A 23723-nucleotide genomic window follows, 5' to 3' on the forward strand; every position below is an offset into this window, starting at 1 on the left:
TACAATATCACTAATGTTTAATAATCCTATTCAGATAAATTTACAACTAGTTTCCAGAAATGATCAAAAATATTGTTCGATCTTTCTAAAATATATAGTTCTGAATTGCCAATTCAAGGCAAATCTTATACATAAGAATAAATTATACAAACACAACAATTTTTATTGGCAAATTGAACCATGATCACTTTCTGCCCAAAATGGCGCAATCAAGCCGTTATCACGTTAAAAACACTCCATTTCCACACTAGAAAACACCCACAATTAAGATTATAAATTTGATCTTGTGAATAAATTCAGAATTTAACGCTGACATAATTTGCATAAAAAGATACTCAAATAACAACTTCCCTACTAAAACAACCATTTTAACCAAATATATCAAGGCATCTTCAAAACATTCAGCGGGAAGAGTACATTAAATGTTACACACTATGTGCCAAGCGACCCCTTTTTTTTACCAAGATAAGGTAAGACTCTCTATGCTAGCAGTTAAAAAATCCAGCAAATTGGATAATGTTTGTTACGACATCCGCGGCCCCGTACTCAAGGAAGCGAAACGCCTTGAAGAAGAAGGTAATAAAGTCCTCAAATTAAATATTGGTAATCCAGCCCCCTTTGGTTTTGAAGCGCCAGATGAAATCTTGGTAGATGTTATCCGTAACTTACCAACCGCGCAGGGTTATTCAGATTCGAAAGGTCTGTATTCCGCACGCAAAGCTATCATGCAACATTATCAAGCCCGGAATATGATGGATGTGACCGTTGAAGATATTTATATCGGCAATGGCGTTTCTGAATTAATCGTTCAGGCAATGCAAGCATTACTGAATACCGGTGATGAAATGCTGGTTCCTGCGCCTGATTATCCTCTCTGGACTGCGGCGGTTTCACTTTCCAGCGGCAAAGCCGTACATTATATGTGTGATGAAGGGTCAGATTGGTTTCCTGACTTAAACGATATCCGCAACAAAATTACACCTCGTACACGTGGGATCGTGATTATTAACCCTAATAATCCAACGGGTGCTGTATATAGTAAAGAATTGCTGTTGGAAGTTGTTGAAATAGCCCGTCAACACAATTTGATTATTTTTGCTGATGAGATTTACGACAAAATCTTATATGACGATGCAGAGCATCATTCAATTGCCGCGCTCGCCCCTGATCTGTTAACGGTAACATTTAACGGGCTATCCAAAACATACCGGGTAGCAGGTTTTCGTCAAGGCTGGATGGTATTAAACGGCCCGAAGAAACACGCTAAGAGCTATATTGAAGGTTTAGAAATGCTGGCATCAATGCGTTTATGCGCCAATGTGCCAATGCAACATGCTATTCAAACCGCCTTAGGTGGTTACCAAAGTATCAGTGAATTCATTTTACCTGGTGGTCGTTTGTATGAGCAGCGTAACCGAGCATGGGAATTAATTAATCAAATCCCCGGCGTTTCCTGCGTAAAACCTAAAGGCGCTTTATATATGTTTCCCAAAATTGATACGAAGCGCTTTAATGTTCATGATGACCAAAAGATGGTGCTTGACCTTTTATTACAAGAGAAGGTTTTGTTAGTGCAAGGAACCGCATTTAACTGGCCGGAACCTGACCATTTCCGCATCGTGACGTTACCAAGGCTCGACGAACTGGAGATGGCGATTCAAAAATTCGCTCGATTTATTGGCAAATATCACCAGCAAAAATAATCTCCGTTCACAGAAAGAGATTACTGATAACGGAGATTATTCATACCATACGTTCTGTCGGTGTAGAAGAAAACCTATTTCTTCTATTCCGATAAATCCAGCCTGTCCGATAAATCTAGCCTACCCGTTTTTCCCTCACTGAGGAAAACCTCACCTGTCAGAGAGAAATCCTTGATAACCATTTCCATAGCTTTCTTTATTGATGCCAAATGATGACTCTCTGCAAAATAAGACCAATAAATTTTCACTTTTTACCGGTAACACAGACTAATTTTTTTATTTTATAGAGGACTCTTGCAGTGATTATATAAGGCATTAGCAAGATACAAAAGAATTAAACATTGCATTTATTAAACTTGATAAAAGAGAACACCTGAATAAATAATAAGCTATTGTAAATTATATGAAATTTTTGTATATGAATTGTATATAAAATGGAGTAGAGAAATAAATTTCTTTTAAAAAATATATCCATCACGATTATAACATTGCCAGTTAATGGTAAATGTAAATTAACCCTATCACCCCTGCTATACGGTCTGGATACCTGTTTTAATGTGTGTCAGGTAAATAGCGGATTTCCCTATAAAACCAATGGATAAAAATAAGAAACGATTTTAAGGTTTACTTCACCCCACCCACAGCTCACAATAACAGCAATGTTTACTGTAAGAGATAATTATGAGCCACTTTTTTGCCCACCTCTCCCGTTTGAAACTGATTAACCGTTGGCCTTTGATGCGCAATGTACGTACAGAAAACGTGTCTGAACACAGCCTACAGGTAGCCTTTGTCGCACACGCCTTAGCCATTATCAAAAACCGCAAATTTGGCGGCAATGTGAATGCTGAACGCATTGCGTTGCTGGCTATGTATCACGACGCCAGCGAAGTTATCACCGGAGATTTACCCACACCGGTCAAATATCACAATCCACATATCGCACGGGAATACAAAAAGATAGAAAAAATCGCACAGAAGAAATTATTGGAAATGCTGCCCGCGGAGCTACAAGAGGATTTCCGCCCAATTCTGGATGACAGTCAGCATACAGCAGAAGAAACTTTTATCATTAAGCAGGCCGATTCCCTGTGTGCTTATCTGAAATGTCTGGAAGAGTTATCGGCAGGTAACCATGAATTCAATCTGGCGAAAGCCCGGCTTGAAAAAACCCTGGCTGATCGTCACAGCCAGGAGATGGATTACTTTATGAAAGTTTTTGTACCGGGGTTCAGCTTGTCATTAGATGAAATTAGCCTCGATATTCCCCATTAGAATGGAAACAACCAAGGTATGACCAGCACACTTATCACCATCACCAGCAGGGTGAATGGTACGCCCAAACGGACAAAATCGGAAAACTTATAACCACCGGGGCCAAGAACCAGCGTATTCACTGGGGATGAAACCGGGGTCATAAATGCAGCGGAAGCCGCCACGCCAATAATCATCGCAAATGGCATCGGAGAGACTGCCATTTCACGCGCGGCAGCAATGGCTATCGGCGCCATTAATACCGCCGTTGCCGTATTAGAAATAAACAAGCCGATTACCGCACAAAGTACAAACAGACATACCAGCATCACTCTCGGCCCCATATCACCGGCAATATCCATCAGGCCGCGAACAATCAGATCAATCCCGCCGGTTTTCTGTAATGCCAGTGCAAACGGCATCATCCCGACAATCAGGATAATACTGGGCCAGTGAATAGAGCGGTACGCACTTTCCATATCAATACAGCGGAATTTTCCCATCAACAGGCAAGCTATCAATGCCGCAATCACATTGGGTACTTCATCGGTAAGCATCATGGCTACCATCAGCGCCAAACTCAAAAGCGCATGTGGAGCTTGGGACGTTGCCGGGGCTACTTCTTCGATCTCAACCGGCAGATTAAGGACAATAAAATCGCGCATTTTGGTTTGCAGGACACGGATCAGTTTCCAGTCACCAATAACCAGCAAAATATCGCCCAGTTGCAGCGGTTCATCGACCAGTTTACCCGGCAACGATTCACCATCACGTCGAATACCAACAACATTCAAGCCATAGCAGGTACGAAAACAGATTTCCCGCAGCGACTTTCCTAATAAATCTGACTCCGGGATCAGAGAAACTTCCGCCATTCCCACATTACGAGATTGTTCAGAAAAGTACTCCCCACGCAGTACCATCGGCTCTAATAATTGCTCACTGCAAAACTCACGCAGATCCACCTCACTGTCTGACATATCAACCAGCAACACATCCCGCGCTCTCAATTCGGTATTGCCCACCGCACTGACCATAACGCGCCGAAAACGTCGCCAACGCTCAATACCAACGACATTAGCCCCATAGCGGGCACGCAAATTTAACTCATCAAGAGAAAGGCCAATCAGCGGGGAACCTGAACGGATAGCCAGACGACGCGCGCGACCGGATAATTTATAGTCGCGGATAAGGTCACGGAAAGTGCGGCGATTCCATTTGTCATGACCTTTATCCGATTGATCATTTCCCAACCAATGGTGAGCGATCAACATATAACCAATACCGGCAAACAGAATCAAAATACCAATCGGTGTAATAGAGAAAAATTTGAAACCGGGAAGCCCTTCCCGTATCAACTCACTGTTAATCACCATATTGGGCGGCGTTGCTACCAATGTCATCATGCCACTGATAAGCCCGGCGAAACTCAAAGGCATCATCAACCGCCCCGGCGAAATTTTCATTCTTGCCGCCACACTGAGCACCACAGGAATAAAAATTGCGACCACTCCTGTAGAGCTCATGAAAGCACCAAGCCCCGCCACCGTCATCATCAGTAACGCCAACATTTTAGTTTCGCTGTTTCCGGCAACTCTTACCAGCCAGTCCCCCATTTGATAAGCAACGCCAGTCCTTACCAACCCTTCGCCAATAACAAACAGGGCAGCTATCAACAACACATTGGGATCACTGAAACCGCTGGTCGCTTCACCGAGCGTTAACGTTCCACTCATGACAAATGCGATAATCACCAATAATGCAACAATATCCATGCGTAGTTTATTGGTGGTAAAAAGAACAATAGCTATCAACAGCAGGGTCAATACCCACAAGAGTTCGCTATTCAAAATGGCCTCTATCAACAAAGAAGAAGATATTAGTATCGAAAACTTGGCTAGTAGACCATTTTATCGAGGAAAAATCTTCGGTTGCGATCAACAATGCCCCCACTTTTCGCCATGAATCATCATTTCTGATTTTTCAATACATTGACGGCAATAATCTAAACGGATTTCTCCTGGCTTAAACATCATCGAGAAACGAACGATCGAGTTGTTTAAACGCGCGTTTCAGCAATTCTGCGAGAGATTGATAAGTTGGCGTTTGCTGCACCGGAGCCATTGCAATACCGGCTGCGGCAAATTTATCACGGATTTCATGGAACCATTTCAGCAATGCCGCCGGTAGTGGCGTTGATGCCCGTTTCCCCAACCACCATAACCCTTGCATCGGTAAACTACAGGCAAACAACGCCGTCGCCACAGCCGGACCAAGCTGACCACCCAGTGCGATTTGCCACGTCAACGTAAAAATAGCCAACGGCGGCATAAACCGGATACCAAAACGAGTTGCCTTAATAATCCGGTTTTCAGGAAACATGGGCGCCAATTGTTTCTCAATCGGCCAAGTCTTCATGTATTGCTGTCCCAGTTGCATCTTTCTCAGCCATCCATTACTGGTGGGAGGTATTGCGCTCATTATGACCTCAATCAATTAAAAACACATTTTTTAAAAAAACATTGTAAATGATAAAATATTTTTTGTAGGATTAAGTATATTTTGTCTTTACTGCTGGCTATCGGTATCCTACATCCACTTTTGTGTTATACACAGCAGTAAAGTGACACATTTTACCTTTTTTACTGCATTTAGGTTCATTTTGTTAACAAATCACGCTATCTCTTAACATCATGGCTGGCAAAAAAGGGGTTTTGAAAATCGAAACCTTAACATCATGCTCTTTGCATAGAGCATGATGTTAATCATTTAATGTCATCACCTTACGCGCTACGCTCATAAGTAATTGACGTTTTATTAATCAACATGTCTTATCTGTAAGACTCAATGACAAACACGATATAGGTATTTCCATGTCAAGTAAGCTGGTACTGGTCCTCAATTGCGGTAGCTCTTCTCTGAAATTTGCTATCATCGATCCTGCTAACGGTGAAGAATATCTTTCTGGTCTAGCTGAATGTTTTAACCTGCCCGAAGCCCGCATTAAGTGGAAAATGGATGGCGCGAAACATGAAGCCGCTTTAGGTGCTGGCGCAGCCCACAGTGAAGCATTGAACTTTATTGTTAATACTATTCTGGCGGAAAAACCAGAACTTTCTGATCAAATCACCGCAATCGGCCACCGTATTGTTCACGGCGGTGAAAAATTCACAGCATCCGTCGCCATCAATGATGAAGTGATTCAAGGGATTAAAGATGCGGTTCCATTCGCACCATTGCACAACCCGGCTCACCTGATTGGTATCGAAGAAGCGAAAAAAGGGTTCCCACACCTGACTGACAAAAACGTTGCCGTATTCGATACCGCGTTCCATCAGACCATGCCGGAAGAGGCTTACCTGTATGCCCTGCCATACAACCTGTACAAAGAACACGGCATTCGTCGCTATGGCGCACATGGAACCAGCCACTTCTTCGTTTCCCGTGAAGCGGCAAAAACGCTCAACAAACCGGTTGAAGAGCTGAACGTTATCGTTTGTCATCTGGGTAATGGTGGTTCCATCTCCGCTATCGTTAATGGCCGGTGTGTTGACACCTCTATGGGATTGACGCCACTGGAAGGTCTGGTAATGGGTACCCGCAGCGGTGACATCGACCCGGCTATCATTTTCCACCTGCATGATTCACTGGGCATGAGCGTTGAACAAATCAACAAACTGTTGACCAAAGAATCTGGTCTGCTAGGTCTGACCGAAGTCACCAGTGATTGCCGTTATATAGAAGATAACTATGAAACTAAAGCCGATGCTAAACGCGCGATGGACGTTTACTGCCACCGTCTGGCTAAATACGTCGGCTCTTATTCCGCACTGATGGAAGGCCGTTTGGATGCCATTATCTTTACCGGTGGTATTGGTGAAAACTCCGCACTGGTTCGTGAGCTGGTACTGAAAAAACTGGCTCTGTTAGGCTTTGAATACGATCACGACCGTAACCTGGCGGCTCGCTTCGGTAAATCCGGCGCTATCACGACTGACAACAGCCGTCTTGCTTTGGTAATCCCAACCAATGAAGAATTAGTGATCGCTCAAGACGCAGCGCGTCTGACCGCGTAATAATTTGACCAACCGCCAGCCACTGCTGGCGGTACTATTTTTCGACCAACGAGCAACCGTAAAGAGGTTTCCGTGTCCCGAACAATTATGTTGATCCCTACTAGCACCAGCGTCGGCTTGACCAGTGTTAGTTTAGGTGTAATCCGCTCAATGGAGCAAAAAGGCGTTAGCCTGAGTGTTTTCAAACCTATCGCCCAATCCCGTTGCTGTGGCGCCCAAGATCAAACCACGACAATCATCCGCTCTCATTCCAGCATAAAAACCGCTGAACCGCTGGACATGGCGCATGTGGAATCTTTGCTGACAACCAATCAGAAAGATGTACTGATGGAAAAAATCGTGGCCCTTTACCACGAAAACACCAAAGACGCAGAAGTCATTCTGATTGAAGGTCTGGTTCCAACCCGTAAGCATTCATTCGCCCAATCTCTCAACTATGAAATTGCCAAAACGCTGAACGCTGAAATCGTATTCGTATTAGCGCTAGGCAACGATTCACCGGAACAGTTGAAAGAGCGTGTTGAACTGGCGCGTGCTGAATTTGGCGGCAGCAAAAACCAGAACATTACCGGTGTTATTATTAACAAACTGAATGCGCCGGTTGACGATCAAGGCCGCACCCGTCCTGATCTGTCAGAGATCTTTGACGAATCCTCAAAAGCCACCGTAGCTAACATCGATCCAAACACGCTGTTTAAAAACAGCCCATTGCCGATTCTGGGTTGCATTCCGTGGAGTTTTGACCTGATTGCAACTCGTGCAATTGATATGGCAAAACACCTGAACGCCCGTATTATCAACGAAGGCGCGATCAAAACCCGTCGTGTGAAATCCGTCACTTTCTGTGCACGCAGCATTCCACACATGTTAGAGCACTTCCGTCCCGGTTCTCTGCTGGTCACTTCGGCTGATCGTCCAGACGTTCTGGTTTCGGCCTGTCTGGCGGCTATGAATGGCGTTGAAATCGGTGCAATTCTGCTGACCGGCGGCTATGCCATCGATGAGCCGATTAAGCAACTGTGTGAACGTGCCTTCAACACTGGCCTGCCAGTCTTTATGGTTGATACCAACACCTGGCAGACTTCCCTGAGCCTGCAAAGTTTCAGCCTGGAAGTTCCGGTAGATGACCATGAACGTATTGAAAAACTGCAAAACTACGTCGCACACCATATCAACAAAGAGTGGATCGACTCCCTGACAGCGAACTCTGAACGCCCACATCGCCTCTCTCCACCTGCATTCCGTTATCAATTAACAGAATTGGCGCGCAAAGCAGGCAAACGCATTGTTCTGCCGGAAGGTGACGAACCTCGTACCGTGAAAGCGGCATCTATCTGTGCTGATCGCGGTATTGCGCAATGCGTTTTACTTGGTGATCCAGAAGAGATCCGCCGTGTCGCCGCTGCTCAGGGGGTAGAACTGGGCGCGGGTATTGAAATTGTTGATCCGGTTGCTGTACGTGAGCGTTATGTTCCACGTCTGGTTGAACTGCGTAAAAGCAAAGGCATGACCGAAGTCGTTGCACGTGAACAACTGGAAGACAACGTTGTTCTGGGTACGTTGATGCTGGAACAGGGCGAAGTTGATGGTTTGGTATCCGGTGCGGTACACACCACGGCAAACACCATCCGTCCGCCATTACAGTTAATTAAAACTGCGCCGGGTAGTTCATTGGTATCATCCGTATTCTTTATGCTGCTGCCGGAACAGGTTCTGGTTTACGGTGACTGTGCAATCAACCCAGATCCGACTGCTGAACAACTGTCTGAAATCGCTATTCAATCTGCGGATTCAGCTAAAGCATTTGGTATCGAACCGCGTGTAGCCATGATCTCCTACTCTACCGGCAACTCCGGCGCCGGTAGTGATGTTGAAAAAGTTCGTGAAGCAACTCGTTTGGCACAGGAAAAACGCCCGGACCTGATCATTGATGGCCCATTGCAATATGACGCCGCAATCATGGCAGATGTAGCGAAATCTAAAGCACCAAACTCACCGGTTGCCGGTCAAGCTACTGTGTTCATCTTCCCTGATCTGAACACTGGTAACACCACCTATAAAGCGGTACAACGTTCTGCGGATCTGGTTTCAATCGGACCAATGCTGCAAGGTATGCGTAAACCGGTTAACGACCTGTCCCGTGGCGCTTTGGTAGACGATATTGTTTACACCGTTGCACTGACTGCGATTCAATCAGCACAGGGGGAAGCGTAACCGCTTCTTATCCGTAGCAGATTAATCGCTGACAAAGGCTGAATCCTGTACTTCTCTGGATTTGGCCTTTTTATTTTCTTTTTATCCCCGTAAAGATTCTGGTTTTCTGATTTACCCGGCTGTTATTTTACTGGCGATACACTTGAAGAAGCCTGGCAAGATGCTAAAAGTGCTATTGAGATACATTTCGCAAAATGAATCAGAAATTTAATCGTGCCGCAGATATGCGGCACCTTACCTTTATAGTTATCTGCACAAATTTAAGATTGATAATGACATGATAATATAATAGATGTTAAATCCTATTTTCTTAACAATACATACGCCACTTGAGCTTGTATTTTATTAGTTGATAACCACTCGTTAAATATATTTCCTATTCCACGTTGCTTATATTCAGCATCACAGCTTTCCGATGTCCCTCTTCTACCTAACCCATACGATAATGTTCCAGCTTCCACTTTAGGGCGGCAATTATGTGCAGTTGTAAAATCACCATATAACCAACCGGCTCTTTTCGTTTTGAATTCAATAACAACACCTGGGTTATTATTGGTTAGATAACTTTGAGAGTAAGTGAATTTAGGCGCAATTCCACAAAAAACGTTTTCTTGAACACAAGAAATTTTTTCATTACTATTCCTATCAAATCCTTGATATTCATTTATCTGCATTCCTCGATACCAGTACATCGATTCTTCTATCTCATTATCACTATTTACAGTTTTATTACTCGTTAGTGTAAGTTTATTCGGTGTGTTGACTGAAACTCGAAGAACACAATTTTCATATAAAGACATGACCTTAGTCTTTGCCAATCCATTTGCAGTTATCGCATTTTTTACCTGATTTCTAATGTTCTCCGGATCTTGCATACAGGCCATACTGAAATTGCTAATAGTTAATAAAAATGGTGCAATAAAGAAAATCTTTTTATTCAAATTCATATTTCTCTCCTTACTTGATTTATAGTTTTAACACTAAATGGAACAAAAATTAATTTCGTTATCATCAAACTAATATATAATTTACGATATAAATAATAATTTAAATCACAATTCAGACACAAATAAGAAATCAACAACAATAGGGAATTACAATATAAATCATTTAATTCAATTAGTTATTATTTCCTTTCTTAAGTAAGAATAGATTATTAAATCAAAAAACACAAATCACAGAATCATTAAATTAGAAAAATATCTTACTTAAACACATAAAAATAAATATAGAAAAATTTCAACAATATATAAAATGAATAATTCATCAACATTCACATGTTATATATATAACATCATAACTACTGGTTTTTTATATCATAACAATCTAAATAACCTCACAAGATTGCAAATACATTCGACCATAAAATTTATAAAAAACCACATGATCATTTATAACTATTGTAAAATATTTTTCAATGAAAACTTTTCTACTACCTAACTACACGCAATGAACTACAAAAAACAATTTAATTGTGCCGCATATATGCGGCACCTCACCTTTATAGTTATCTGTGTATATTCAAGATTGATAATTGCATAGTTTCAGCACAGAGAAGCCTATTTTTTCTTTTTCTGTAATAATACATACGCGACCTGGGCTTGTACTTTATTCTTTGATAACCACCCATTAAATATATTTCCTATTCCGCGTTGCTTATATGCAGAATTACAACTTGCCGATGTTCCTGTTACACCAAGCCCGTATGTTCCTCCACCTTCAGCTTTAGTCTTACATCCATTTTTAGTTGTAAAGTCATTATATAACCAACCAGCCTTTTCCGTCTTAAATTCAATAACAACACCTGGTTTTTTATTCGTTAGATAACTTTGTGAGTAAGTGAATTGAGGCGCAATTCCACAGAAACTGTTTTCTTGAACGCAAGAAATTTTCTCGTTCCTATTTTTATCAAATGTTTGATATTCCTTTATCTCCATTCCTCGATACCAGTACATCGATTTTTCTGCCTCATTATCACTATTTGAGGTTTTACTACTCTTTAGCGTAAGTTTATTTGGTGTGTTGTCTTTAACTCTAAGAACACAATTTGTGTATAAAGACATTACTTTGGTTTTTGCCAATCCATTTGCAGTTATTGCATCTTTTACCTGATTTCTAATGTTTTCCGGATCTTTCATACATGCCATACTGAAACTGCTAATAGCTAATAAAAGTGGGGAAATAAGGAAAACTTTTTTATTCAAACTCATATTTCTCTCCTTGCTTTATTTATAGTTTTGGTACCTAATTAGATTAAAATAGATTTCATCATTATATATTAATTAAAGAATGCCATTACAGATAACATAATAAATTAGCCGTTGCATTAATCCTTATTGTTATTATCTGCCTTGAATAAGGTAGATTATTTAACTATAAAAAACAAAAACAAATTCCAATATAATTAAATTAAAAAATATGCCATTAGAATATCTACAAAAAATATAGTAACGATATATAAGAAAAAAAACCAATAGTGATATGAAAATATTTCTTTTGAAAAACATTTCTCAATGAAAATTTTCTTTGTTATCTAATAGAGTTCTTTATGCAATTTGCATTTATTCTTTAACATTCTATCGAGTGCTATTAGTTATCCCCCCAACAAGGGCGATAAACTTTAACCAAGAAAAAGCACCAAAGCTATAAGACATTCGGTGCTAAAAGAGAGTTTAAAGCTAATAATGACATGATTATATAATAGATATTAAGGATTAGTTCAGTATAGGTATTTGTATATAAGAAATTGTAGCCTCTATTTTAACTGGCTTTTCTAATAGCCAGTTATTAAACTCATCCCCGACCTTATAACCTTTAGGCTCACAATTCGATTCATCTTCTTTCAATGCGCCCATTCCACCCAGTCTATATGATTCTCCTCTTGATTCAACATAAATTTCGCAGTTATGTTTAGTTGTAAATTCATTATATAGCCAACCAGGTTTTACGGTACTAAACTCTATAACCAATTTTTTATCTTCTCTCATCGGATAACTCTTCGCGTAAGTATACTCAGGAGAAATTCCACAAAAGCGATTCGGCACATTAACACAAGGAATACTCTTAAACTTATTACTATCAAATAACTTAAATTCTTCTATTCCCATTCCTCGATACCAGTACATCTCTATCTCTGCACGTTCATTCCTATTTTGGGATTTATGATTAGTTAATATAATTCTATTTCCAGTATTCACCGCATCCAATTCGCACTTTTTATACATAGACATCACTTTAGTTTCTTGTAGTCCATAGCTTTTTATTATATTTTCTACCGTTGGATCAATATTACATGCCACACTAAAATGGCTCATAGCTAATAAAGTAAAAATCAGAAAGACTTTTTATTCAAGCTCATATTTCTCTCCTTGCTTTATTGATAGTATTGATAGTATTGATACCAAGAAAAACAAAGATATATTTCATAACTGTTATTAACAAATTCATCTATAATCTTTGTCGACATATAATGACTTAACGTGCAATGCTACTATAAATAAAGAATCAATAACAAAATAACTTCGCAATATAAATTATATCATTTAATTAGTCTCTCTTATTATTAGCTATCTTAAATAAAGATAGATTGTTAAATCAAAAAACACAAGCGCCAAAATAATCAAATTAAAAATAAAACAAAAACACAAAAAAGACAATTTCAATAACATATAAAATAGATAATTTTTTAGTTGTTACCATATCACATAAATAAAACAATTACCTATTTATTATTCCTAAATAACATATTGGACATCACCCAATTGCAATGATAATTATTCACATAATTCAAAAAATAAAGTATTTATTTATACCTATTGGAAAACATCTAGCAATGGTAATTTTTTATTACCATATGGTAATATTCTTTTTGTAGACTATATTCTTATCATATCCAATAAAATATTAACAAATCCATTTTATTTCCAATAACGTTGATCATTTTATTTAAATACATTACCAATAAAAAGCACCGAAGTTATAAACATTCGGTGCAATATATTTCAACAAAAACTATTTATACCTTATAGATTTCAAGATGCATCGCGACGGCAAGGGAGCGAATCCCCGGGAGCATAGAGAACTATGTGACCGGGGTGAGTGAGTGCCGCCAACAAAGAGGCAACTTGAAAGATGACAGGTATATAGTTGAAATCTATTTTGCTAACAATACATAAGAAATTATGACATCTATTTTAGCTGGCTTTTCTGATAACCACCTATTAAATACATTTCCTATTCCTACTCTCTGGTATTCTGAATCACAACTTGCCGATGTTCCTGTTACACCAAGCCCATATGTTCCTCCCCCTTCAGCTTTATACTCACACTTATGTTTAATTTTAAAATCATTATATAACCAACTGGGTTCTATTGTACTAAACTCAACAACAACGCCAGGATTGCTATTTGTCAGATAACCTTGCGAATAAGTATATTCGGGAGCAATTCCACAAAAACTTTTGCCTTTAACACAAGGAAGACTTTTATACTTATTCTGGTGAAATGCTTTATATTCCTTTATTCCCATCCCTCTATACCAATACATCGCTTTTTTTGCTTCAGCATCACGATTTGCCGCTTTATTATTTACTAATGTCACTTTATTTGGTGTATCTGCTGAGACTGAAAGTGTGCAATTTTTATACATAGACATCACTTTGGTCTTTTCCAGCCCATTTTTAGTGATTATTTTTTCTATCTTTGGATCTGTCTTACATGCCATGCTAAAACTACTCACTGCGAGCAAAAAAGGGGAAATCAGGAAAACTTTTTTATTTAAAATCATACTTATCTCCTTGCTTTATTCAATTAAGAAATTTAACGTTCAATAGAATAAAAATAAATTTCATTGCTGTTATTAATATAATTATTTTAAAACATATCATTACGGATGACCGATAATAAATTAATCAATTAAATCACTCTCTCTTGCTACCACCTGACCTAGATAACGATATGTTATTAAATCATAAAAAACAAAAACAAATTCCAATATGATTAAAACAAAAAATATTTAATTTATATATCAAGACAACATGGCAATAATAAAATGATTATATAACCATTTATACTACAATGGTCAAAAACATATTATAATCGCAATAAAAACACCATACTGATAATAAAACAAAATAATTACTTAGATTAATTCCAAAAATCTAAAATATAATTAAAGAAAATACACATTTCCATAACATTAAAAATATATTTTTGAACAATCGCTACATTTACTTTAAATTAATTTAAATTCAGTTTCGCATAGTCAGTACAACATAATTACTCTACGAGTAAACGGGTTTATCATTCATTGAATTTTTAGTAAGCGGTCAAGCCAGGCATCCAACCCGAGACAGGAAAGTTGAATGCACTTCGGTAGGTTAACATCATTATTCACACGCAAATAGGTAGGATACCTCCTTGCCCAATGGGCAGGAGGTAAAGGATATCACGGACGATAACCGACAAAGGCCACGCGTGACAACCTGCGTTCGATTGAGACTAACCGAGTGGTGGACAAGAAGTTCTGCATACGTTCGAACGTCTCTTCACCCTCTATTGCGATAAACTGCTCCTTGCGCTTCTCACGCCCGGCACTCCAGCGTTCGCTGAGTTCCACAACGCTTTGTGTCAGGTCCACCTGCATTTCGAGGCAAAGGCCCGCCTCATTGATCAGGCGCTCGTTCAATCCGACTGGGCTATAAAGGAAATAACCTGGCATGCCACGTATCACTATCTCTTCTTTACTGAGCATGCCCGTTACCAAGGTAGGATCAGTATATAAAAACCGTCCGCCGGGCTTCAGTAGCCGACACCACTCACGCAGCAAAGCCAGCCGATCGGGAATATGAATTACCGAGTCGATGCACCATAGCGCGTCAAAGGTGCCGTCGGGAAATGGCAGAGGCTGACGAACATCACTGTCGACGAAGTTGCTTCTATCCTCCAGTCCGAAATCTACCGCAAGTTGCCGGGCGGTAAGGAGACCATGAGGATTAATGTCAATCCCCGTCACGCTACAGCCGCTGGTCCTTGCCAAAAACAGAGCCGGCCCTCCAGACCCACTGCATACATCCAGCACATGAGAGCGGTCAGATAATTGAAGCCATTGGGAGAACTTTCTAAACTCATCAGCAGAGGACCAGTTGTTTTGCCCCAGGTCTTCGCCATAAGTCTCTTTGCGTACCTCGGATACCGCTTCCGCAGAGAAACTACCAAAAGCCCGTTCGTAAAAACCAGTGCCAGAGCTTGAGGAGGAAGTTTGCATAGTCATAGATAATGCTCCTAGCGAATAGAATTTAATCGGAAGACAAGGTGTTCAATTGCGGTATCCAGTATCGCATTATCGAGATCCGGATCAAAACAGAACCGAACCGACGCATTGGCCTGAGCCGAGCTTAAGCCAATACCTGTGAGCACATGCGAAGGCTGTAGTTCCGCGGAGTTGCAGGCTGAACCTGACGATATAGCCACCTGATGCAACCCGGATATCAACGCCTCCGAAGCGATACCTTTGAACTGAACGTTCACGACATATGGGGAACTGCAAGAGAGATCGGTATTCAACACTGCGTTCGGCACTCTTTGATGCAGACGAGTGATGAAATAGTCTCTCAATGCGGTGACTTTTGCCTGGCGTTGCATGAGGGTCGACTGAACCATCTGGCACGCAAGGCCAAACCCTACAATCAACGGCGTCGGCAAGGTGCCGCTACGCAAATGATTCTGACCGCCGCCATAGATAAAGGTCCTCAAACGTGCGGCAATACGCGCATCGACAAAGAGTGCTCCGACTCCTTTCGGCCCCCGCATTTTGTGGGCGGAAAATGAAAGCATATCAATTCCCTTTTCCTTGACATTCATAGGAATTTTGCCGACAGACTGGACAGCATCCACATGTAGCCAAGCGCCTGACCGACGCGTGATTGCGGCGATTTCATCCACCGGCTGAACGGTGCCTAGCTCAGAATTCACATGAGTGACGCTGACGATACGGGTGTCGGCGGTCAGTCTAGTCATGACATCTTCCGGTTTTACCCGACCATTGGCGGCAACCGGCAGATACTCGACAGCAAGCCCCCGACGAGCCAACTCTTTGCCGACGAGCAACACAGATTTGTGGTCGATGGGGCAAAGCAGCGCTCCCGCAGGAGCGCATTCGTTGTGGGCAAAACTCGAAAAAAGAGCGATGTTGTTGGCTTCTGTAGCGCCCGATGTGAAGACGATCTCTTCCGGGCGGGCGCCGATGAGAGACGCAACTTGTTGGGTGGCGTTCTCAATCGCATGCCGGGCACGACGCCCCATCACATGAGCGGAAGAAGCATTGCCGAATTCATGCTCCATATAGAATCGCATGATGTCGACGACCTCTGGAAAGCATGGTGTCGTGGCGCAATGATCCAGATAGATTGTGCCAGTCGGGTTTTCATTGACATTCATAGCGACTCCCTATCAGGAAGTGAAGACGGCAACGTTAACGAGTTTCGAGTAGATCTCTTGCTGCTGCATCTCTCCGCTTCCACCGGGATCTGCAACAATCACCTTCATACCCGAAAGCCCATACAGAGAGAGCGCGGTGCTTACCCCTGTTTTGACCGGTTGGAAACATTCGCCGGGGGCAAAAATCACCAGAAGGCGATGTTGCGCGTTGTAGACCTCAGAGATCATCTCCGTGATCTCTCCCGCACATCCGGTAACACCACAGGTAATGAGAGGACGATAGTCGCCGTTTTCGTCCACAAGAGAAATTTCGGTTCCAGCATCAGGGCCATTGTCGAGAACCCGACGATTTAATAGCCCCGCTTTGACCAACTTATCGGCGCTTTTCTGGAACCGATATTTCAGCCAAGTCTCCGGGTAGGCAATAGGGTGCTTGCGGCTTGCAAGTATGTTTTGTTCAGAGAATCGCCCGCTGCGCTCCAAGACAGATTGGTATGAGGCCGGAAGCGCGGAGAATTGCTCGTAGAAGACACGTCTTAATTCGGATGCAGGCCCATTATCGCGCGAAACATATTGCCAATCGTTGATAAGCAATAGAAATTTAATCGCTTCGAATTGGGGATCAAGCTGCTCTGCGATTCGAACACCAAGTTCCCAAGTATATCCTGGAAAGATTCCTACACGTCGTTCAATTTTTTCTCGCATGGGCGAACTATTTTCTTCGATAACCCCCGGTACGAGGCATCCCCGTTCTTCGTCAAGGAAGAGCATGAAATGCCCTGCCATAATGACGAGATCCGGATGTGGAGTATTAGTTACTTCGGCGAGAATAAGGTCGAGTAGCTCAGCCTCGGATTGAACCAAACGGTGGCTGTTTGAGATGTTAATTTGCTGCATATGTGCCTATATTTATATTATTGATTTTATTAGAAACTTAAAGGCTGTATTATAGTTATGGAAACCGTATAACCCATTTTAATTTTCCTGGTGGATTGCTGAATTTCACTCACTATGAACATCCTCCCACACAACAATTATCAATTATCGACTGATAATAGATAATATATTTACATACAATCTATCATACAACAATTAATAATATTAATTATTAAATCCACACCCTGTACTATTTAATATACACTAACAGCCAGGATTAATGTTGTATATCCTTGCCTCGGAGAGACCAAAGGCATTAACTAAAACGGTCAACGATTCAAAATAAATTAAAAAATTTGACGAAAAACAAAATAAAGCATCAATAAATTTAATTTAAAATTTAATAAAAGCACCGAGATCATGAATATCCAATGCTAGATTCGACTAATAATACAGGTAGCATGGAAGCCTATTTGGCATTGAAGGGACTAAACACTTAGCAGGTGAAAACTAATGGACTTAACAAATTCTCAATTGGAAGTAGGTCAAAAGAAATAACGCAACTCTGACTAAAATATCTGCAAAGGCAAACCCCCGCCCGCCAAACGATTTGATTATCACCTGAGGTAATTGTTTGGTATTCGTTGAATATCATGCAATCAAATGAGCCGTTTCGGCTAATATGAGATCACCATTGAAGCCATTTTTCTAGCTGCTTCAATTCATTATTTCTCAATTAGCTGACTACGAACGAAAACTCTCTTTTGATATCTGATAACGTTGTTCTTCCTGTACCTCATTTCTCTTTTTTACGCGCCATAAAATACTTAACAAAATAAACCATAAAGGCGTGACACAAAGTGCAACCAGTGTATCCGGGTCAAAAACCATTACCACTATGGTAAAGATGAAAAAGGTCAGGGTTATCCAAGTCATTAACATCCCCAAAGGCATCTTAAAGATTGAACGTTTATGTACATCAGGGCAATTCTTACGATAAACCAAATAGGCAATCAAAATCACACACCAGCTATAAATCACCATAATCGAAGCAACGGTGGATACAATAGTAAACAACTGCATGACATTCGGTATGATAAATAAAAGCGACGTACCAATCACCATACAGAAACAAGAAAACATCAGGCTATGTACAGGAATTGCGGTATTACGGGAAAGAATTTTAAATTTCCGGTGGGCATTCTTTTCTGTTGATAAGCCATAAAGCATACGTGTACAGGCATATAATCCACTATTCGCAGAGGACATTGCCGACGTTAACACAACAAAATTAACCACTGCGGCAGCGGCAGGCAGACCAGCCAAGGCAAATAGCGTCACAAAAGGGCTAACTTCCGCTGAAATTCGCCCCCAAGAAGTGACAGCAATGATGCTTAACATGGAGAAAATATAGAAAATAATAATTCTTATCGGGATATTATTAATGGCTTTCGGCAATATCTTTTCCGGATCTTTGGTTTCTGCCGTCATCGTGCCAACTAGCTCAACACCGGTAAAAGAAAAAATCGCTATTTGGAAACCAGCAAAAAAACCAAAAATACCATTTGGCAGAAATACCGATGGATCAGTCAAATTATTCACCGAGGCGATCATACCATCCGGTGATTGCCAACCTACCATCACCATACCAACACCAATAATAATCAGCGCTAAAATCGCAATGACTTTAATCATGGCGAACCAGAATTCAGCTTCGCCAAATAAGCGGACAGAAAGAAGATTACAAGTACCCAGTAAACCTAGCGTTATAAATGCGGGCACCCAAAGAGAAACGCCGGGAAACCAATATTGAATGTAGCCGCCGCATACAACAACATCAGCAATACAAGAGACAACCCAACTCATCCAGTAAGTCCAGCCGAGAAAAAAACTGGCTTTGGTGCCTAAATAATCGGAAACGAAATCAGCAAAAGAGCGATAATTCAATTTAGTCAGGAGTAATTCTCCCATTGCCCGCATTACCATATAGACAAAAAAACCAACAATCGCATAGGTAATAATGATCGATGTACCCGATACGGCAATGGTTTTTCCTGATCCCATAAATAAACCTGTGCCAATAGCACCACCAATAGAAATCAATTGAATATGACGCGCACTCAGCCCTCTATGAAGCGTTTGTGTATCAGCAAATTTCTCTGCCGAAAGGTTTTGTTGAGTTTTATTGTTTTTTATCATGATAATACCCGTCCGTCATTAAAGAAGCAGTTGACTGCCAAATCTTCCCAAATAAGAAGTTACCACGGCTTCAGGAAGAAATTAGAGTAATATCTTATTTAATTATTTTTTCATTTAATGCAAGTAACAGTCCCGCCCTTAATCCATTAGCTACCTCAGCATTAGGAAATAAAATAAATTTCGCCGGAAATTTAATTTTCCAATGACGATCATGTTGGCTGGCGATTTCAAATCCTTCTGGCAATTCAGTAAAGTTCAAGGTATCTGCGGGTATATGAAGCTGAAAACTATTATCACTCTTAATAATAGAGTCAATTACCTGATAATGTTTCAACTCAGATTTAATACGTGCTGTTATTGGTAATAAAGAAATTAAATTATAAAGGGCATCGGTAATTTTTTGAAATCTGGTTAAATCATTTTCCCCAAAAGGCATTGCTTTACCCATCTCCATCGTACAACTATCCGCCCCAAACTTTTCACTCAGAAAATGGCTGAAAGTCCCGGCTTTCTCACGATGGTAAACCAGCGCATCAATATCGCTGTCATGCAACCATTGCATAAATTCAGCGGAAAAGGGACGGCTCTTGACAGGCAACAAGGCAAATTGTTCATGGTGAGAAGCGCGGATAGCGGTATGCAGATCAATATGCCAGCGAATATTTGTCGACGACACCGAAGGTTCAGCAAAAAAACGACTCACGACATCTTCAAGTTCAGCCGCACGCGATCGCTCATCTCCCTGCGGGAAATCCAGATAACGGCCACTAAACATGCGATTCAAATCATGCTGTAAATAACGTCGATTCGCCCGTATCGCAGGCAAATTACCGAAGATGATCAACAATTTATTTTTTAGTGTTAACGTACCATCCGCCAACTGCGCGAGTAACTGAATCAATATTTCAATGGGCGCGGTTTCATTACCGTGAATGCCGGCAGAAATCACCAGAGACCGATTTTCTCCCTCATGGGGAATCAGTTGCAATACCCCTTCTGACAACCAATGTGCGCTCATTGTTTCTGGAAATGTCAGGTGGTCGGCAAGTTTTTTTTCAAGCAATAATGTTAACAGATCCATATCTGCTCCAATTTAGCGCTGAAATTCATAGATCGACCCTAAATTCAGGATCTGCGTTAGCTCATCCAGAGCAGTATAAACTTCACGAAGTAACTGAGGATCAACCAAATCACCGGCACATAATTCGTCACGATAATGGCGCATTATCCATTCGGTCAAGCGATTGTAGAGCGGCGTATTCAACAATGTTGCAGGATTAACAGCACGAAATTCAGCATCGTTGAGTACCACCCTCAGACGCAAACAAGCCGGTCCGCCGCCATTGCGCATGCTTTCCCGCAGATCAAAAACACAAACTTCATTAATCGGTGAAGAGGATTGCGCAATCAGCGACTGTAAATAGCTCCAAACGACAGCATTTTGACGGCACTCTTCAGGAACAACGATCATCATCTTTCCGTCAGTTTTGCTCAACAATTGACTATTAAAAAGATAGGAATTAACGGCCTCTTTAATGCTTACTTGCTCAGACGGCACCTCAATTGAGACAAAATCCTGTCCCAACACCGCCAGTTTCTGCTTAATTTCGGCCAGTGCCTGAGATTGATGAAGATAAGCATGTTGATGATGAAAAAGGACATTTCGGTTGCTGACCGCAATCACATCGTTGTGGAAAACACCACTGTCAATGGCGACCGGGTTTTGCTGGACAAAAACGGTTTGCGCCGGATTAAGTTGATGCAGTCGGGCAATCGCTTCACTGGCTTCCAATGTTTGCCGCGCCGGATAATGTTTGGGTACCGGGCCGCCGCGAAACACACTACGGCCATAAACAAACACCTGTACGCCGGGAGTATCATAATCACCGCCAAGGCGATTATGGTTTGCCGCCCCTTCATCACCAAAATCTTCATGTTGTGGAAGCGCCTGATGGTGGACAAAATAGTTTTGGTCAGCAAACGTGGCTTTTAACGCGGCGGCTGTCGTTTCCACTTCCAGCGAACGGTGCAATTTGTTATTTAAATTTGCCACCGTGAAATGAACTCGCTGATCAACACTATCCGCCGAAGGCGACACGGTTGCCGCATTTGCCGTCCACATTGATGAAGCAGAACTCAGTTTTGATAATAACACCGGAGAATATTTGGCCGCTTTATGAAGTATCTGCTCATCACTGCCGACAAAACCTAAATTACGTAAGGCAGGGATATTAGGGCGTTGTTGCGGAGGAAGCACTCCCTGAATAAACCCCGCATCAGCCAGCGCTTTCATTTTCATCACACCTTGCAACGCGGCTTTACGCGGATTAGATACGCTATCCTTATTATTAATCGAAGCCTTATTACCCACAGAAAGCCCCGCATAATGATGGGTCAGGCCGACCAACCCATCAAAATTCGCTTCAAAACCAGCCATAAATCCCTCTGAAAAAATTGTATAAATTGAAACCTATTCCGTTAAACGGTTAATCAGGGAAGCAGATCCCCGGCGCAAGCGTCTCAGGAAAAGTAAGTTCGTCGGCAACCAGAGATGCCATCGGCCAGGCACAATAATCGGCAGCATAATAAGCACTAGGTCGGTAGTTTCCTGACGCGCCAATGCCGCCGAAAGGCGCTTTACTGGAAGCCCCGGTTAACGGCTTATTCCAGTTCACAATGCCCGCTCTGGCATCTTCTGACAGGCGCTGGAACAAAGCAGCATCCGGCGAAATTAAACCGACCGCCAGCCCAAATCGGGTGTTGTTAGCGATTGCCAACGCTTCATCAAATGTGTCATAACGCATAAGCATGAGCAGCGGCCCGAAATACTCTTCATCAGGAACATCAGCGATTTGGCTAACGTCAATAATTCCTGGAGTCAGAAACGTTGATTGCGGCTGACATTGCTCCAGCGAGACCAAAGAGATCCCCCCCAGTTTTTGCAACCGATCTTGAGCTTCCAATAGATTTTGCACAGCCTGTAGAGAAATGACTCCACCGATGAACGGCTGAGATTGGGCATCCCAATGGGATGGCACGATCCGTTCTGTCACCTCCACCAGACGCTTAATCACCGCATCTCCGTGCACGCCATTTTTCACCAACAATCTGCGGGCGCAAGTGCAACGTTGACCGGCGGAGATAAATGCTGATTGCACAATGGTGTAAACCGCGGCATCAATATCGTCGCAACCATCGACGATCAATGCATTATTTCCCCCCATTTCAAGCGCCAACATCTTCTCCGGCTGACCGCCAAGCACGCGGTGAAAGTGAAAGCCGGTGTTGGCGCTCCCCGTGAACAGCACGCCATCAATCTGCTTATCCTCCAGCAATGCAGTCCCGGTACTGCGCGCTCCCTGAACCAGATTGAGCACACCGGCGGGCAAACCCGCTTTTTCCCATAGTTTCACCGTCTCTTCCGCGGTCATCGGCGTCAATTCACTCGGTTTAAACACCAGCGTATTACCCGCAATAAGCGCAGGAATAATATGACCATTAGGCAAATGCCCGGGAAAGTTATACGGACCAAAAACCGCCATCACACCGTGAGGACGGTGACGCAGTAAGGCACGGCCGTCTGGCATAATCGTTTCTGATTCACCGGTACGCTGTTCCCACGCTTCGATAGAAATCGCCGCTTTACCTATCATGGATTGTATTTCAGTCCGCGTTTCCCATAACGGTTTACTGGTTTCCTGACTGATAACACGAGCAAGCGTCTCTTTCTCCTCATTCAGTAAAGCCGCAAACGTCTGAACGACTTTAATCCGCTCACTGGCGGGCAAATGCGACCAGACATAAAACGCCTCGCGGGCAGCATGACAAGCGGCTCTGACCTGAGAAGCATCAGCGCTGTTAGCTTGCCACAGAATCTGTTGATCTATTGGGGAAAATTTAGTTATTGACTCACCCAGCCCCTCAATCCATCTTCCCCCAATGTAATGTGCTTTATAATTCATGT

Annotated in this window: 17 protein-coding genes and 1 pseudogene; 5 read left to right on the forward strand and 13 right to left on the reverse strand. The window is 42.0% G+C overall.

The genetic code is table 11. The features are described from left to right. Positions 1–482 precede the first annotated feature (482 nt). Entirely contained in the window at positions 483–1703 is a 1221-nt protein-coding gene (locus EAE93_RS17445; protein ID WP_036781379.1) for a pyridoxal phosphate-dependent aminotransferase, read from the forward strand. Between the two features lie 681 nt (positions 1704–2384). Then, positions 2385–2978 (forward strand): 5'-deoxynucleotidase, encoded by a 594-nt coding sequence (yfbR, locus tag EAE93_RS17450; RefSeq protein WP_036781381.1) that lies wholly within the window; start codon positions 2385–2387, stop codon positions 2976–2978. On the opposite strand, the gene EAE93_RS17455 is transcribed toward yfbR, so the two are convergent. Further along, complete coding sequence (locus tag EAE93_RS17455; RefSeq protein ID WP_036811926.1) at positions 2975–4807, reverse strand: SLC13 family permease; 1833 nt, start codon at positions 4805–4807, stop codon at positions 2975–2977. The two genes, yfbR and EAE93_RS17455, sit on opposite strands and share 4 nt — an antisense overlap. 175 nt (positions 4808–4982) lie before the next feature. Further along, positions 4983–5438, reverse strand: a complete 456-nt coding sequence (yfbV, locus tag EAE93_RS17460; protein WP_036811929.1) for a terminus macrodomain insulation protein YfbV — start codon at positions 5436–5438, stop codon at positions 4983–4985. Positions 5439–5830: 392 nt separating this feature from the next. Between yfbV and ackA the strand changes: the two genes are divergently transcribed. The 3 genes and pseudogenes from ackA to EAE93_RS25635 all read left to right on the forward strand — a co-directional run. Continuing rightward, positions 5831–7033 carry an acetate kinase gene (ackA, locus tag EAE93_RS17465; protein ID WP_036781389.1) on the forward strand — a complete coding sequence of 401 codons (1203 nt, stop codon included), beginning with the start codon at positions 5831–5833 and terminating at the stop codon, positions 7031–7033. Between the two features lie 87 nt (positions 7034–7120). Next, a complete protein-coding gene (pta, locus tag EAE93_RS17470; protein ID WP_036811934.1) occupies positions 7121–9247 on the forward strand; it encodes a phosphate acetyltransferase in 2127 nt (708 codons plus the stop codon). A gap of 114 nt (positions 9248–9361) precedes the next feature. Then, a pseudogene (locus tag EAE93_RS25635) lies at positions 9362–9445 on the forward strand (type II toxin-antitoxin system HicB family antitoxin); the annotation flags it as partial. Between the two features lie 104 nt (positions 9446–9549). Here EAE93_RS25635 and EAE93_RS17480 read toward each other — a convergent pair. The 11 genes from EAE93_RS17480 to astD all read right to left on the reverse strand — a co-directional run bounded on the left by EAE93_RS17480 (position 9550) and on the right by astD (position 23721). Beyond that, on the reverse strand, positions 9550–10194 hold the full coding sequence (locus tag EAE93_RS17480; protein WP_036781391.1) for a hypothetical protein: 645 nt from the start codon (positions 10192–10194) through the stop codon (positions 9550–9552). Positions 10195–10806: 612 nt separating this feature from the next. After that, positions 10807–11457 (reverse strand): hypothetical protein, encoded by a 651-nt coding sequence (locus EAE93_RS17485; RefSeq protein WP_036781393.1) that lies wholly within the window; start codon positions 11455–11457, stop codon positions 10807–10809. 504 nt (positions 11458–11961) lie between these two features. Beyond that, the gene (locus EAE93_RS17490) at positions 11962–12546 is read right to left on the reverse strand and encodes a hypothetical protein (protein WP_332009307.1); all 585 of its coding nucleotides are present in this window, start codon (positions 12544–12546) and stop codon (positions 11962–11964) included. An 854-nt stretch (positions 12547–13400) separates the two neighbouring features. Further along, complete coding sequence (locus EAE93_RS17495) at positions 13401–14033, reverse strand: hypothetical protein (RefSeq protein ID WP_036775883.1); 633 nt, start codon at positions 14031–14033, stop codon at positions 13401–13403. 660 nt (positions 14034–14693) lie between these two features. Next, complete coding sequence (locus EAE93_RS17500; protein WP_214040215.1) at positions 14694–15518, reverse strand: class I SAM-dependent methyltransferase; 825 nt, start codon at positions 15516–15518, stop codon at positions 14694–14696. A gap of 11 nt (positions 15519–15529) precedes the next feature. Further along, a complete protein-coding gene (locus EAE93_RS17505; protein WP_036811948.1) occupies positions 15530–16684 on the reverse strand; it encodes a cysteine desulfurase family protein in 1155 nt (384 codons plus the stop codon). A 12-nt stretch (positions 16685–16696) separates the two neighbouring features. After that, the gene (locus EAE93_RS17510; RefSeq protein WP_040152076.1) at positions 16697–17581 is read right to left on the reverse strand and encodes an LPD16 domain-containing protein; all 885 of its coding nucleotides are present in this window, start codon (positions 17579–17581) and stop codon (positions 16697–16699) included. A 723-nt stretch (positions 17582–18304) separates the two neighbouring features. Continuing rightward, the gene (locus EAE93_RS17515; RefSeq protein WP_214040216.1) at positions 18305–19759 is read right to left on the reverse strand and encodes an amino acid permease; all 1455 of its coding nucleotides are present in this window, start codon (positions 19757–19759) and stop codon (positions 18305–18307) included. 94 nt (positions 19760–19853) lie between these two features. Beyond that, complete coding sequence (gene astE, locus EAE93_RS17520) at positions 19854–20840, reverse strand: succinylglutamate desuccinylase (RefSeq protein WP_214040217.1); 987 nt, start codon at positions 20838–20840, stop codon at positions 19854–19856. Positions 20841–20852: 12 nt separating this feature from the next. Then, complete coding sequence (astB, locus tag EAE93_RS17525; protein ID WP_214040218.1) at positions 20853–22196, reverse strand: N-succinylarginine dihydrolase; 1344 nt, start codon at positions 22194–22196, stop codon at positions 20853–20855. A gap of 49 nt (positions 22197–22245) precedes the next feature. After that, positions 22246–23721: a succinylglutamate-semialdehyde dehydrogenase gene (gene astD, locus EAE93_RS17530; protein WP_214040219.1), complete on the reverse strand. Its 1476-nt coding sequence runs from the start codon at positions 23719–23721 to the stop codon at positions 22246–22248. Positions 23722–23723: the final 2 nt, after the last annotated feature.

Origin of the sequence: Photorhabdus akhurstii (assembly GCF_018448925.1) — a bacterium.
GTDB lineage: Bacteria > Pseudomonadota > Gammaproteobacteria > Enterobacterales > Enterobacteriaceae > Photorhabdus > Photorhabdus akhurstii.

What these genes read in the sequence shown, in the direction of transcription:
- EAE93_RS17445 (WP_036781379.1), top strand. Translation starts at nt 483, where the DNA reads ATGCTAGCAGTTAAAAAATCCAGCAAATTGGATAATGTTTGTTACGAC.
- yfbR (WP_036781381.1), top strand. Translation starts at nt 2,385, where the DNA reads ATGAGCCACTTTTTTGCCCACCTCTCCCGTTTGAAACTGATTAACCGT.
- yfbV (WP_036811929.1), bottom strand. Translation starts at nt 5,438, where the DNA reads ATGAGCGCAATACCTCCCACCAGTAATGGATGGCTGAGAAAGATGCAA.
- ackA (WP_036781389.1), top strand. Translation starts at nt 5,831, where the DNA reads ATGTCAAGTAAGCTGGTACTGGTCCTCAATTGCGGTAGCTCTTCTCTG.
- pta (WP_036811934.1), top strand. Translation starts at nt 7,121, where the DNA reads ATGTTGATCCCTACTAGCACCAGCGTCGGCTTGACCAGTGTTAGTTTA.
- EAE93_RS17480 (WP_036781391.1), bottom strand. Translation starts at nt 10,194, where the DNA reads ATGAATTTGAATAAAAAGATTTTCTTTATTGCACCATTTTTATTAACT.
- EAE93_RS17485 (WP_036781393.1), bottom strand. Translation starts at nt 11,457, where the DNA reads ATGAGTTTGAATAAAAAAGTTTTCCTTATTTCCCCACTTTTATTAGCT.
- EAE93_RS17495 (WP_036775883.1), bottom strand. Translation starts at nt 14,033, where the DNA reads ATGATTTTAAATAAAAAAGTTTTCCTGATTTCCCCTTTTTTGCTCGCA.
- EAE93_RS17500 (WP_214040215.1), bottom strand. Translation starts at nt 15,518, where the DNA reads ATGACTATGCAAACTTCCTCCTCAAGCTCTGGCACTGGTTTTTACGAA.
- EAE93_RS17505 (WP_036811948.1), bottom strand. Translation starts at nt 16,684, where the DNA reads ATGAATGTCAATGAAAACCCGACTGGCACAATCTATCTGGATCATTGC.
- EAE93_RS17510 (WP_040152076.1), bottom strand. Translation starts at nt 17,581, where the DNA reads ATGCAGCAAATTAACATCTCAAACAGCCACCGTTTGGTTCAATCCGAG.
- EAE93_RS17515 (WP_214040216.1), bottom strand. Translation starts at nt 19,759, where the DNA reads ATGATAAAAAACAATAAAACTCAACAAAACCTTTCGGCAGAGAAATTT.
- astE (WP_214040217.1), bottom strand. Translation starts at nt 20,840, where the DNA reads ATGGATCTGTTAACATTATTGCTTGAAAAAAAACTTGCCGACCACCTG.
- astB (WP_214040218.1), bottom strand. Translation starts at nt 22,196, where the DNA reads ATGGCTGGTTTTGAAGCGAATTTTGATGGGTTGGTCGGCCTGACCCAT.
- astD (WP_214040219.1), bottom strand. Translation starts at nt 23,721, where the DNA reads ATGAATTATAAAGCACATTACATTGGGGGAAGATGGATTGAGGGGCTG.